The sequence below is a fragment of the Streptomyces sp. NPDC059917 genome (assembly GCF_042730635.1).
Lineage (GTDB): Bacteria > Actinomycetota > Actinomycetes > Streptomycetales > Streptomycetaceae > Streptomyces.
Window position 1 is genome coordinate 71,646 of the sequence record NZ_JBHWLC010000036.1, and the last position, 12,773, is coordinate 84,418.

Consider the following 12,773-nt stretch of genomic DNA (forward strand, 5'->3'; position numbering starts at 1 on the left):
GGGGGGGGGGGGGCGCGGCGGGGGGGGGGGGGGGGCGGGGGGGGGGGGGGGGGGGGGGGGGGGGGGGGGGGGGGGGGCGGGGGGGGGGGGGGGGGGCCCCGCGGGCCCCCGGGGCTCCGCCCCGGACCCCGCGCCTCAAACTCCCCCAGCTACCGCTGGGAGGTGCCCCCGGGCGGGGCTGGATTTGGTGCGGCGGGGTCGGAGTGCGTGCGGCGGGGCCGCTGGCCCCCGCGCCTCAAACGCCGGCGGGGCTGGAATCGCCGCGAGTCAGGGGTTTGATCATGCAGCGGCTGGAGTCGTAGGTGCGGTAGTGGCCGAACTTGGTGGGGGCCGGGGTGTAGCCCTCCGAGGAGTACAGGGCGATGGCTTCCGGCTGCTGGTCGCCCGTTTCCAGGACCATGCGGACGCGGCCCGCGGCGCGGGCGTCGGCTTCTAGGCGGGCCAGGATGCGGCGGGCCAGGCCGAGGCCGCGGGCTTCGGGTATGACGTACATCCGCTTCAGCTCGGCGTCGCCGTCCGCGTAGCCCTCATCGTTCTCGTCCATGGCGCGCCAGCCACCGCTCGCGACGGGGGCGCCCTGGGCGTCGTAGGCGAGGAGGTAGAGGCCGTTCGGCGGGGCGAACATGGCCGGGTCGAGGGGCGTGACGTCGCCCTCGCCCTCGTAGCGGGCCTGGTATTCGAGCTGGACCTGGTCGTTGAGCTTGAGCGCGTCCGGGTGGTCGTACGGCACGGCGCGGAGCTGGATCCCGTGAGGCATTCGGACATCGTACGGCCGTTGCCCGCGGGGGTACGCTGGGGGCGTTTTGTTGTCGTGGGGGCGCGATGTTGTGGAGCTGAGCCTTGATCACTGTGACGTCCGTGAACGTGAACGGCATTCGCGCCGCCGCCAAGAAGGGGTTCGGGGCGTGGCTCGCCGGATCCGGCGCCGACGTGGTCTGCCTCCAGGAGGTCAGGGCCGAGGAGGGCCAGATTCCGCAGGAGGTGCGCGAGCCCGAGGGCTGGCACACCGTCTTCGCGCCGGCCGCCGCGAAGGGGCGGGCCGGGGTCGCGCTGTACACGCGGCGCGCGCCCGAGCGCGTACAGGTCGGCTTCGGCAGCGATGAGTTCGACGCCGCCGGGCGGTACCTGGAGATCGACCTCCCCGGTGTGACCGTGGCCAGCCTCTACCTGCCGTCGGGCGAGGCCGGGACCGAGAAGCAGGACGAGAAGTACCGCTTCATGGCCGAGTTCCACACCTACCTCGTCGCGCTCAAGGAGCGCGCCGCCGCCGACGGGCGCGAGGTGCTGGTCTGCGGGGACTGGAACATCTGCCACCGCGAGGCCGACCTGAAGAACTGGAAGACCAACCGGAAGAACGCGGGCTTCCTCCCCGAGGAGCGCGAGTGGCTCGGCCAGGTCTACGACCAGGCCGGATACGTGGACGTGGTGCGCGCGCTGCAGCCCGAGGGCGAGGGTCCGTACTCCTGGTGGTCCTACCGCGGGCGGGCCTTCGACAACGACGCGGGCTGGCGGATCGACCTGCACGTGGCCACGCCGGGGCTGGCGGAGCGGGCCGTCAAGGCGTTCGTCGAGCGCGCCGAGACCCACCCCGAGCGGTGGTCGGACCACGCCCCCGTGACCGTCGTCTACGAGCTGGGCGCGCTGGGCTGAGCCGCGGGGGCCCGCGCCCCCCGGCGCTCCCGGTCCGCCATCAGCCGGTCCATGGCCATGGTCAGCTCCGCCTCGACCACGCTCTTGGCTAGCGGGCGCAGGCGCTCCGCGGCCCCCTCGGGCAGGTGGGCCTCCATCAGCTCGGTGAACAGCGCGGCCAGGTCGTCCGCGTGGGCGCGCACCCGGCGGCCCGTCTCCAGGACGGCGGCCAGCGGGATGCCCTCGCGGACCAGGGCCGAGGACACGTCGAGCAGGTTGCGGCTGACGTGGACGATCTCGTCCCCGTCGGTGGCGAGGTAGCCGAGGTCCAGGGAGGCCGCCAGGTTCTCCGGGGTGACCTCGCCCTCGAAGTAGTCGGCGAGCGCCTGCGGGGTGAGGCGGACCGGGGTCTCCTGGGACCAGCCGATGCCGAGCAGTTCGCCGAGCTGGCTGACGTCGCGGCCGTTCTCGAAGGCCGCCGTCAGCTCCGCGATGCCGCCGAGGGTGTGGCCGCGCTCCAGCAGGGCGGCGATGGTGCGCAGCCGGGCCAGGTGGTGGTCGTCGTACCAGGCGATGCGGCCCTCGCGGCGCGGCGGCGGGAGGAGTTTGCGCTCGCGGTAGAAGCGCAGGGTGCGCACGGTGATGCCGGCCGCCTCGGCCAGTTCCTCCGTGCGGTACTCGCGCGCCGGGTCGGCCGCCGGGTCGGCTGCCTGGTCTGCCTCTTGCGCCTCTTTGTCCGCCACAGGCGCACCCTAAGGCGTACCGCGGGTAACTTTCCCTTCGCGCCCCCTACCCATGAGTACGGAGCTGCTCTACGCTCCAACCGTGCCAGTGATTGCTGGCGCGATTGCGGGGTGCAGGCTGTGAGTGAAGCGGAAGCGGAAGCGGAGGCGGCGGGCATGGGCGGACACGCGGATGAGCGTGAGCACGTACGGGTGGCGGTGGTCGGGTCCGGTTTCGGCGGGCTCGGGGCGGCCGTCCGGCTCCGGCGCGAGGGGGTCACGGACTTCGTGGTCCTGGAGCGCGCGGACTCGGTGGGCGGGACCTGGCGCGACAACGAGTACCCGGGGTGCGCCTGCGACGTGCCCTCGCACCTCTACTCCTTCTCCTTCGCCCCCAACCCCGACTGGCCGCGGACCTTCTCCGGCCAGCCGCACATCCGGGCCTACCTGGAGCACGTCGCGGACACCTTCGGCCTGCGCCCGCACCTGCGGCTGAGCACCGAGGTCGAGATGATGCGCTGGGACGCCGAGGCGCTGCGGTGGGAGATCGAGACCTCCAAGGGCGGCTTCACCGCCGACGTGGTGGTCTCCGCGACCGGCCCGCTCTCCGACCCGAAGATGCCGGAGGTGCCGGGGCTCGCCGGTTTCCCCGGCAAGGTCTTCCACTCCGCGCGCTGGGACCACGACTACGACCTGCGGGGCAAGCGCGTCGCGATGATCGGGACCGGCGCCTCGGCCATCCAGATCGTGCCCGCCATCGCGCCCGACGTGGAGCGCCTCACCCTCTTCCAGCGCACCCCGCCGTGGGTGATGCCGCGCACCGACCGCGCCATCAGCGCCGGGGAGCGCTGGCTGCACCGCCAGCTGCCCTTCACCCGCGCCGCGCGCCGCGGCCTGCTGTGGGGCATCCGCGAGCTCCAGGTCGGTGCCTTCACCAAGCACCCGAACCGGCTCGGCCTGATCGAATCCCTGGCCAAGGCCAATATGGCCCGCTCCATCAAGGACCCGGCGCTGCGGGCCAAGCTGACGCCGTCGTACCGCATCGGCTGCAAGCGGATCCTGCTGTCGAGCGAGTACTACCCGGCGCTGGCCCGGCCGAACGTGGACCTCGTGGCCTCGGGGCTCAAGGAGATCCGCGGCTCGGTACTGGTCGCGGCCGACGGTACGGAGACCGAGGTCGACGCGATCGTCTTCGGTACGGGCTTCCACGTCACGGACATGCCGATCGCGGACCGCGTGGTCGGCGTCGAGGGCAGGACGCTGGCGGAGGAGTGGAAGGACGGGATGCAGTCGCTGCGCGGGGCGACCGCGGCGGGCTTCCCGAACTGGATGACGATCATCGGGCCGAACACCGGGCTCGGCAACAGCTCGATGATCCTGATGATCGAGTCGCAGCTGAACTACCTCGCCGACTACGTCCGTCAGCTCGGCCTCCTCACGCCGGGCGGCTCCGGTGGCACGGGCGGCGGGCGCACCGCACTCGCCGCGCGCCCCTCCGCGGTGCACGCCTGGAACCGGCGCGTGCAGGACCGGATGAAGCGGACCGTGTGGAACACCGGCGGCTGCACCAGCTGGTACCTCGACGCGAACGGGCGCAACACCACCGTGTGGCCGGGGACGACGGGGGAGTTCCGGCGCGAGACGCGGCGGGTGGACCTGGCCGAGTACGAGGTGCTGCGCGCCCGGCCCGCCGAAGGTGCGGCCGCGGTCGCGGGCGTCCCCGCACCGGCGGCCGGGACCGTCGGAGCCGAAGAGGGCGCCGCGTGAGCGCCCGGCGCACGCCCCACGTCAGCACCGGGCCGTACGCGCCCCCGGCGGCGCGGCGCGTCCTGGAGGCCGTCTCCGCCGACGGCTCCCGGCTGCACGTCGAGGTGCACGGCGAGGAGGGCGCCCCCGCCGTGGTCCTGGCCCACGGCTGGACCTGCTCCACGGCCTTCTGGGCCGCGCAGGTCCGCGCCCTGGCCGCCACCCACCGGGTGATCGCCTACGACCAGCGCGGCCACGGCCGCAGCCCGGCCGCCCGGGCCTACGGCACGGCGGCGCTCGCCGACGACCTGGTCGCCGTCCTCGCGGCCACCTTGGCCCCCGGGGAGCGCGCGGTGGTCGCCGGGCACTCGATGGGCGGGATGACGGTCATGGCCGCCGCCGGGCGGCCGGAGTTCGACGAGCGGGTCGCCGCCGCGCTGCTGTGCAGCACGGGCAGCTCCCGGCTGGTCGAGGAGGCGTTGGTGGTGCCGCTGCGCCCCGGGCGCACCCGGACCCGGATGACCGGCGCGGTCCTCGGCTCGCGCGCCCCCCTGGGACCGGTCACGCCGGTGGCCCGGAAGGTGCTCAAGTACGCCACGATGGGCCCCGGTTCGGCCCCGGACCGGGTGGAGGCGTGCGCCCGGATCGTGCACGGCTGTCCCACTGGGGTGCGGCACGGGTGGTCGCAGGTGCTCCACGGGCTGGACCTGGACGACCGGCTCGCGCACCTCACCGTGCCGACCGCGGTCATCGGCGGCACGGCCGACCGGCTCACGCCGGTGGTGCACGCCCGCGGGCTGGCCGCCGCGCTGCCGCACTGCGTCGGGCTCACCGAGCTGACCGGCATGGGCCACATGACCCCGATCGAGGCCCCCGAGGCCGTCACGGGCGTCATCCGGGAGCTGGCCGCGCGCTACCTCGGGCCGACCGCGACCGTCACCGCGACCGCGACCGTCACCCCGACCGCGACCGTCACCCCGACCCCCGGCACGAAGGACACGAAGGAGAAGACGCCGTGAGCGAGTCCAGGAGTCTGGAAGGCCAGGTCGCCGTCGTCACCGGCGCCGCCCGCGGCGTCGGCGAGCTGCTGGCCCGCAAGCTGTCCGCGCGCGGGGCCCGGGTCGCGCTGGTGGGCCTGGAGCCGGAGGCGCTCAAGGAGGTCGCCGACCGGCTGCACACCGACAGCGACCACTGGTACGCCGACGTCACCGACCACGAGGCGATGGCCCGGGTGGCCCAGGAGGTCAAGCAGCGCTTCGGCAAGGTGGACATCGTCGTCGCCAACGCCGGGGTCGCGGCGGGCGGTCCGTTCGCCGACTCCGACCCGGACGCCTGGCGCCGGGTGATCGAGGTCAACCTGATCGGCGGGGCCGTCACGGCCCGCGCGTTCCTGCCGGTGCTGATGGAGAGCCGGGGGTACTTCCTCCAGATCGCCTCGCTCGCCGCGATCACCCCCGCCCCGATGATGACGGCGTACTGCGCCTCCAAGTCCGGGGTGGAGGCCTTCGCGCACTGCCTGCGCGCCGAGGTCGGCTACAAGGGCGTCAAGGTGGGCGTCGGCTACCTGTCCTGGACCGACACCGACATGGTGCGCGGGGCCGACCAGGACGAGGTCATGCGGGAGCTGCGCCAGCGACTGCCGTGGCCGTCGAACCGCACGTACCCGCTCGGGCCCGCCGTGGACCGGATCGTCGCCGGCATCGAGCGGCGCTCGGCGCACGTGTACGCGCAGTGGTGGCTGCGGGGGATGCAGGGCGTGCGCGGCTACCTGCCGGGGCTGATCGCCTCGGTCGGGCAGCGCGAGATGAAGCGGTTCGAGCCGCGGTTGGCCGGTGTGTCGCGCGGGCTGGTGGGCGCGGGCGGGGCGGCGGACGAGCAGGAACGCACCAAGCACGCCTGACGGCGCGTGCGGGAGGGGCGCGACCCGTGGACGGCCGGGTCGCGCCCCTCGGTCGGTGGATGCCGTGATGCGGTGGCCGTGCTGTTTACTAGCGCTCGGAGGCCTCTTCGTAGGGTTGGTCGAAGGCCGTGCGGGCCCGTTCCTTCGCCCGCTCGGATATCTGTGCCGCCCGCTGGGAGCCCTCGTCCTGCTGCTCCTGCGCGGCTGCCCCGGCCCGCTCGGCCAGCTCCTTCGCCTTGTCCTGGAACTGCTCTCTGATTCCCATGCGAACAGACTTCCATGACCGGATATACCGCGCATTTCGATCAATCGTCCGACCGGGGCGGCAGCTGCGGACGGCGTCGGTCCGGTACGTCCGCGTAGCCGGGCGGCACGGCCGCCGGGTCCTGTTCCAGCAGCTCCAGCGCCAGGTGCACCGCGTCGTCGAGCTGTGCGTAGCGCCCCTCCGCCCAGTCGAGCGGGGTGCGCAGGATCGCCAGGTCCGGTTCCACGCCGTGGTTCTCCACCGACCAGCCGTACTCCGGGAACCAGGCCGCGTTCATCGGGACCGTGATCACCGTGCCGTCCCCCAGGGTGTGACGGCCGGTCATGCCGACCACCCCGCCCCAGGTGCGCTGGCCGACCACCGGTCCCAGGCCCAGGAGTTTGAAGGCCGCGGTGATCATGTCGCCGTCCGACGAGGTCGCCTCGTCGGCGAGCGCGACGATGGGACCGCGCGGCGCGTTCGAGGCGTACGAGACGGGCTGGGCGTTGCGGGTCAGGTCCCAGCCCAGGATCGAGCGGGTCAGCTTCTCCACCACCAGCTCGCTGATGTGCCCGCCCGCATTGCCGCGGACGTCCACGAGGAGGGCGGGGCGGGACACCTCCAGGCGCAGGTCCCGGTTGAACTGCGCCCACCCGGAGCCGCCCATGTCGGGGATGTGCAGGTAGCCGCACTTGCCGCCGCTCAGCTCGCGGACCACCGCGCGGCGCTTGGCCACCCAGTCCTGGTAGCGCAGCGGTCGTTCGTCGATGAGCGGGACGATCGCGACCCGGCGGGAGCGCCCCTCGCCCGCGGCGGGTTGGAAGGTCAGCTCGACCGTGGTCCCGCCCGCGGCGGACAGCAGCGGATAGGGGCCGGTCAGCGGGTCCACCGGCCGGCCGTCCACGTGGGTGAGCACCGCGCCCTCGCGGATCCCGGTGCCCGCCAGGGGCGAGCGGGCCTTGGAGTCGGAGGAGTCGCCGGGCAGGATCCGGGCGAGCACCCAGGCGCCGTCCCGGGGCACCAGGTCGGCGCCCAGCAGCCCGATGGCGCGCTGGTAGTGCGGCGGGCCCTCGTTGCGGCGGGCGGGGGCGACGTAGGCGTGCGAGGTGCCCAGCTCGCCGAGGACCTCGCGCAGGAGGTCGGCGAACTCGTCCGGGGACGCGACGCTTTCGACCAGGGAGCGGTACTGGCGCAGGATGCCGTCCCAGTCGATCCCGCACATCTTCGGTTCCCAGAAGTAGGCGCGGATGATCCGCCCGGCCTCCTCGAAGGCCTGGCGCCACTCGGCGGCCGGGTCCACCTCGTGCAGGATCCGGCGCAGGTCGAGGTAGACCGTCGAGTCGCTGTCCCCCGATTCCGTCGCGGGGACGGCGCGCAGGTCCCCGTCGTCATTGACGACGAGGCGGGTCCCGTCACCGCTGACGGCGAACCAGTCCAGCCCGGAGGCCAGTTCGGTCTTGCGCGCCTTGGTGATGTCGAAGTGCTCCAGCGTCGGTTTCCCACTGGTGTCGGCGGGATTGGCGAAGGTCTCGCCGAGCGCGCCGGAGATGGGCCAGCGCAACCACACCAGCCCGCCACCGCTCACCGGGTACAGGGCGGAGTACTTGGAGGCGGTCACCGGGAAGGGCGTGACCCGGCTCTCCAAGCCTTCCACCTCCACCGTCACCGCCCCGTCACCCGCATCGGCGTCCCCCTCGACCGGATCGAGCCCGCCCGCCGCCGGGCGCCCGTCCGGCGACAGCGCGAAGGGCGAGGGCGTCGCCGAGGACAGCGGCACCAGGTACGGGCGGCAGCCCAGCGGGAAGGACAGGTCCCCGGTGTGCACGTCGTAGACCGGGTCGAAGCCGCGCCACGACAGGAACGCCAGGTAGCGCCCGTCCCGGGTGAAGACCGGATTCTCGTCCTCGAAGCGGCCGTTGGTGACGTCGACGATGGTCCGCCCGCCGGGACCGGAGATCCGGGCCATCTTGATCTGCCGCAGCGAGCGCCCGATGCCCGGGTGGGACCAGGTCAGCCAGCACCCGTCGGGGGAGAAGGCGAGGTCGGTCACCGGCCCGTTGATCGACCGGATCAGCTCGGTGACCTCCCCGTTGGACTCCTCGGACGCGTCGATGAGCAGGACCCGACCGTCGTTGGAGGCGATTGCGAGCCGCTCCCCGTCCGGGTCCGACACCAGCTCCAGCACCCGCCCGAGCGCGCCCGAGGCGAGCCGGCGCGGCTCCCGCTCGCCGCTGGCCCGGGGCAGGTAGGCGATCTCGACCGCGTCCTCGCCCTCCGCGTCCGTGACGTAGGCGACCTGCCCGCCGCTGCCCAGCATCTCCGGCATCCGCACCCGCACGCCCGGGGTGTCGGCGATGGTGCGCGCGGGCCCGTCGCGGTGGGTGAGCCAGTACAGGCTGCCGCGCACCACGACCGCGCTGGCCCGCCCGGTGGCGTCCACGGAGAGCGAGTCGACATGGCTGGCGGCCGGGACCTGGTAGGTGCGCCGCCCCGCGCGCGGGCCGCCGAGGCGCACCTCCAGCCTGCGCGGTACGGAGCCGGGCGCGAGGGAGTCGACGAGCCAGAGGTCGCCCGCGCACTGGTAGACGACGCGGGTCCCGTCGCTGGAGGCGTGGCGCGCGTAGAACCGCTCGTGGTCGGTGTGCCGGCGCAGTCCGGTGCCGTCGGGCAGGCACGAGTACAGGTTGCCGATGCCCTCGTGGTCGGAGAGGAAGGCGATCCGGCCGTCCACGAACATCGGGGAGTCGAGGTGGCCCTCGATGCCCTCCAGCAGCCGCTCGCCGTGCAGCCACAGCCGTCCCGTGGCGCCGCCGCGGTAGCGCTTCCATGCGGCGGGTTCGTGCGGGGGCTTGCCGGTCAGCAGCAGGGTCCGGCGCTCGCCGCCGTCCGCCTCCTGGACGGCGATGTCGGAGACCGGGCCCCAGGGCAGGCGGCCGCCGGGGCTGCCGTCGGTCGGCAGGCTGTAGGCCCAGGCGAAGTACGAGAAGGGCTGGCCGTGGGAGGAGACGGCCAGGATGTCGCTGCGGCCGTCCTTGTCGGGCGGGGTCCAGCCGCAGACCCGGGTGTCGGTGGAACCCCAGTGGCTCAGACGGCGCGCGGGGCCGCCGTCGACGGGGGCGAGGTGGATCTCGGGGTCGAGGCTGCGCCAGGTGGTGAAGGCGATGTGGCGGCCGTCCGGGGAGAAGCGGGGGTGGCCGACCCGGGTCCGGTCGACGGTGATCCGCCAGGCCCGGCCGACCGGTTCTCCAGGAGGAACCAAGGGCGCCACCCAAAGATCGTCCTCAGCGGCGAAACACAGCATGTCGTCGTGCAGGTGCGGGAACCGGAGGTACGCGACGTCGTGACTCACCCCCCAATGCTTTCCGCGCCGAGGGGGCCCGGCAACTCGGGCCCGGCAACTCGTACAGGTGATCCCGGCGTGACGCACACCACTGGCTAAGCGAAACGGAACGGTTTCGTTTCGCTAGCGGCGCGGGTATCGTTCGTGGAGTACGAGGTGTGTCCGTTCGGGAAGCGACCGGTGGAAGGACGTGGAAATGACCGAAGAGGTCTTGTCACGGCGCAGCCGGATCACGCCCGAGCGGGAGGCCGAGCTGCACGGAGCGGTCCTGGACCTGCTGCGCGAGGTCGGTTACGAAGCGCTCACGATGGACGCCGTCGCGGCGCGCACCAAGTCCAGCAAGGCCACCCTCTACCGCCAGTGGGGGAGCAAGCCGGAGCTGGTCGCCAAGGCCCTGCGGTGTACCCAGCCGGTCTCGCTGCGGGACATCGACACGGGCAGCCTGCGCGGCGACTTCGCCGTCATGATCGAGAACTCCGACGACGCGCAGATGGCGAAGGACACCGCGCTGATGCGCGGGCTGGCGCACGCGGTCCACGAGAGCCCCGAACTCCACAAGGCACTGCGCGAACTGCTCGTCGACCCGGAGATCAGCGGTCTCCAGTCGATGCTGCAGCGGTCGGTGGACCGGGGCGAGATCGCTCCCGACTGTCCGGCGCTCGACTTCGTACCCCACATGCTCATCGGGGCGTTCATCGCGCTCCCGCTGATCGAGGACCGCTCGGTGGACCGGGTCTTCCTCGCCGACTTCATCGATGCCGTGGTGTTCCCCGCCCTCGGCGTCTGAGCCAATCCTCTCGACCCTCTCGGCCCTTTCGACCCCTTTCCGCTGCTCCTGACACGCCGCTCTCGTCGTCGGGCCGGCTCATCACGCCCTGATCCATCACGGATCCATCCCACGACCCGAACGGGAGAACCGCCGACGTGGCCACCTTCCTCTACCGGCTCGGCCGGGGCGCCTTCCGGCGCCGCCGCTTCGTCGCCCTCGCCTGGGTGGCGTTGCTCTTCGTCGCCATCTTCGGCGCGGCCACCGCGGCCGCGCCGACCTCCGGATCCTTCTCGATACCCGGAACGGAGGCCCAGAAGGCCTTCGACCTGCTCGACCAGCGCTTCCCCGGCATGTCCGCCGACGGCGCCACCGCCCGCGTGGTGATCAAGGCCCCGGCGGGCCAGAAGGTCGGCGACCCCGCGCACAAGGCCGAGGTCGAGAAGATCGTCTCGGGGTTGAAGTCCGGGCCGGGCGCCGACCAGATCGCCTCGGTCACCGACCCGTTCCAGGCGCAGGCCGTCAGCCAGGACGGTTCCACCGCCTACATCAGCACGAAGTACAAGGTCAGCGGCATGGAGCTGACCGACAAGACCCGTGACGCGCTCAAGGAGTCCGGCAAGGACGCCCAGGCCCACGGGCTCACCGTCGAGATCGGCGGCGACGCGCTGATGACGGCGCCCGAGACCGGTTCCGGCGAGATCGTCGGCGTCCTGATCGCGGCGATCGTCCTGGTCATCACCTTCGGCTCGCTGATCGCGGCCGGACTGCCGCTGCTGACCGCGCTGATCGGCGTGGGCATCGGCGTCTCCTCGATCACCGCGCTCGCCAACGTGCTGGACCTCGGCTCCACCACCTCCACGCTCGCGATGATGATCGGCCTCGCGGTCGGCATCGACTACGCGCTCTTCATCGTCTCCCGCTACCGCGTGGAGCTGGCCGAGGGCCACGAGCGCGACGAGGCCGCCGGCCGGGCCGCCGGAACCGCGGGCTCCGCGGTCGTCTTCGCCGGTCTGACCGTGGTCATCGCCCTCGTGGGGCTGGCCGTCGTCAACATCCCGATGCTCACCAAGATGGGCTTCGCGGCCGCCGCGACCGTGGTGATCGCCGTCCTCGTGGCGCTCACGCTGGTCCCGGCCATCCTCGGCTTCGCGGGTCGCAAGGTGCTGCCCGCCGGTACGAAGAGCAAGCTCTTCGGCAAGGGGAAGCCCGCTCCCACGGCCGCCGACGGCGGCTCCGAGGACCGGCCCAACGGCGGCACCCGCTGGGCCCGCTTCGTGCTGCGCCGCCCGATCATGGTGCTGCTGGTCGGCGTGATCGGCCTCGGCGCGATCGCGATCCCGGCGAGCAGCCTGGAGATGGGCCTGCCCGACGACGGCGCCCAGCCGGTCTCCACCACCCAGCGCAAGGCCTACGACCTGCTCTCCGACGGCTTCGGCCCGGGCTTCAACGGCCCGCTGATGGTCGTCGTCAACGGCGGCCAGTCCCTCGCGGACAGCACGGTCGAGCGGATCAAGAAGCTCGACGGGGTCGTCGCGGTCACCAAGCCCGCCCTCAACGAGGCCGGCGACGCCGCGGTGATCACGGTCATCCCGCAGGACCGTCCGTCCTCCAAGAAGACCGAGGACCTGGTCCACGAGATCCGCGCGGGCAGCGGCGAGAACGTCTACGTCACCGGCGCGACCGCGATGAACATCGACTTCTCGCAGAAGATGAACGACGCGCTGCTGCCGTACCTGGCGCTCGTCGTCGGCCTCGCCTTCCTGCTGCTGATGCTCGTCTTCCGTTCGATCCTGGTCCCGCTCAAGGCGGCCCTCGGCTTCCTGCTGTCGGTCGTCGCGGCCCTCGGCGCGGTCGTCGCGGTCTTCCAGTGGGGCTGGCTCGGCTCGCTCTTCGGGGTGGAGCAGACCGGTCCGATCATGTCGATGATGCCGATCTTCATGGTGGGCGTGGTCTTCGGTCTGGCCATGGACTACGAGGTCTTCCTGGTCACCCGGATGCGCGAGGCGTACGTCCACGGCGAGCGTCCCGGCCAGGCCGTCGTGACCGGCTTCCAGTACAGCGCGCGGGTCGTCGTGGCCGCCGCCGTCATCATGATCGCGGTGTTCTCCGGCTTCATCGGGGCCAGCGAGCAGATGATCAAGATGATCGGCTTCGGCCTCGCGATCGCGGTGTTCTTCGACGCCTTCGTGGTCCGCATGGCCATCGTCCCGGCCGTACTGGCCCTGCTCGGCCACAAGGCCTGGTGGCTGCCGGCCTGGCTGGACCGGATCCTGCCCAACGTGGACGTGGAGGGCGAGAGCCTGCGCAAGCACCTCGCCGGTTCCGCCGCCGAGGGCCCGGACGCGGACCGCGAGCTGGTCAAGGTCTGAGTCCGGCGCCGGTCCGCATCCGGCGCCGCGCGAAGGGCCCGGCCCCGCACCCCC

At 72.8% G+C, this 12,773-nt stretch carries 10 protein-coding genes; 6 read left to right on the forward strand and 4 right to left on the reverse strand.

Going from position 1 to position 12,773, the window contains the following annotated elements; genetic code table 11:
• Positions 1-235: 235 nt before the first annotated feature.
• Entirely contained in the window at positions 236-757 is a 522-nt protein-coding gene (locus tag ACFWAR_RS21625) for a GNAT family N-acetyltransferase (protein WP_385779467.1), read from the reverse strand.
• Between the two features lie 83 nt (positions 758-840).
• Here ACFWAR_RS21625 and ACFWAR_RS21630 point away from each other — a divergent pair, with 83 nt between their 5' ends.
• Positions 841-1,650 (forward strand): exodeoxyribonuclease III, encoded by an 810-nt coding sequence (locus tag ACFWAR_RS21630; protein ID WP_385779469.1) that lies wholly within the window; start codon positions 841-843, stop codon positions 1,648-1,650.
• On the opposite strand, the gene ACFWAR_RS21635 is transcribed toward ACFWAR_RS21630, so the two are convergent.
• Positions 1,626-2,372 carry a MerR family transcriptional regulator gene (locus tag ACFWAR_RS21635; protein WP_385779471.1) on the reverse strand — a complete coding sequence of 249 codons (747 nt, stop codon included), beginning with the start codon at positions 2,370-2,372 and terminating at the stop codon, positions 1,626-1,628. The two genes, ACFWAR_RS21630 and ACFWAR_RS21635, sit on opposite strands and share 25 nt — an antisense overlap.
• Before the next feature lie 156 nt (positions 2,373-2,528).
• On the opposite strand from ACFWAR_RS21635, the gene ACFWAR_RS21640 reads away from it, so the two are divergent.
• Genes ACFWAR_RS21640 through ACFWAR_RS21650 form a run of 3 tightly spaced genes read left to right on the forward strand, consistent with a single transcriptional unit; the run spans position 2,529 to position 5,997 of the window.
• Positions 2,529-4,118, forward strand: a complete 1,590-nt coding sequence (locus ACFWAR_RS21640; protein WP_385779491.1) for a flavin-containing monooxygenase — start codon at positions 2,529-2,531, stop codon at positions 4,116-4,118.
• A complete protein-coding gene (locus tag ACFWAR_RS21645) occupies positions 4,115-5,116 on the forward strand; it encodes an alpha/beta fold hydrolase (protein ID WP_385779473.1) in 1,002 nt (333 codons plus the stop codon). Before ACFWAR_RS21640 ends, ACFWAR_RS21645 begins: the two co-directional genes overlap by 4 nt.
• Positions 5,113-5,997, forward strand: a complete 885-nt coding sequence (locus ACFWAR_RS21650; protein ID WP_385779475.1) for an SDR family oxidoreductase — start codon at positions 5,113-5,115, stop codon at positions 5,995-5,997. Before ACFWAR_RS21645 ends, ACFWAR_RS21650 begins: the two co-directional genes overlap by 4 nt.
• A gap of 88 nt (positions 5,998-6,085) precedes the next feature.
• Here ACFWAR_RS21650 and ACFWAR_RS21655 read toward each other — a convergent pair whose 3' ends face one another.
• Complete coding sequence (locus tag ACFWAR_RS21655; protein ID WP_385779477.1) at positions 6,086-6,262, reverse strand: hypothetical protein; 177 nt, start codon at positions 6,260-6,262, stop codon at positions 6,086-6,088.
• 40 nt (positions 6,263-6,302) lie between these two features.
• Positions 6,303-9,590 carry a S41 family peptidase gene (locus ACFWAR_RS21660; RefSeq protein ID WP_385779479.1) on the reverse strand — a complete coding sequence of 1,096 codons (3,288 nt, stop codon included), beginning with the start codon at positions 9,588-9,590 and terminating at the stop codon, positions 6,303-6,305.
• Positions 9,591-9,777: 187 nt separating this feature from the next.
• Between ACFWAR_RS21660 and ACFWAR_RS21665 the strand changes: the two genes are divergently transcribed.
• Together ACFWAR_RS21665 and ACFWAR_RS21670 are read left to right on the forward strand one after the other, a co-directional pair.
• Positions 9,778-10,368 (forward strand): TetR/AcrR family transcriptional regulator, encoded by a 591-nt coding sequence (locus ACFWAR_RS21665; RefSeq protein ID WP_354380507.1) that lies wholly within the window; start codon positions 9,778-9,780, stop codon positions 10,366-10,368.
• Positions 10,369-10,505: 137 nt separating this feature from the next.
• Positions 10,506-12,719 carry an MMPL family transporter gene (locus tag ACFWAR_RS21670; protein WP_385779481.1) on the forward strand — a complete coding sequence of 738 codons (2,214 nt, stop codon included), beginning with the start codon at positions 10,506-10,508 and terminating at the stop codon, positions 12,717-12,719.
• The last annotated feature ends 54 nt before the right edge of the window (positions 12,720-12,773 follow it).

What these genes read in the sequence shown, in the direction of transcription:
- ACFWAR_RS21625 (WP_385779467.1), bottom strand. Translation starts at nt 757, where the DNA reads ATGCCTCACGGGATCCAGCTCCGCGCCGTGCCGTACGACCACCCGGAC.
- ACFWAR_RS21640 (WP_385779491.1), top strand. Translation starts at nt 2,529, where the DNA reads ATGGGCGGACACGCGGATGAGCGTGAGCACGTACGGGTGGCGGTGGTC.
- ACFWAR_RS21655 (WP_385779477.1), bottom strand. Translation starts at nt 6,262, where the DNA reads ATGGGAATCAGAGAGCAGTTCCAGGACAAGGCGAAGGAGCTGGCCGAG.
- ACFWAR_RS21665 (WP_354380507.1), top strand. Translation starts at nt 9,778, where the DNA reads ATGACCGAAGAGGTCTTGTCACGGCGCAGCCGGATCACGCCCGAGCGG.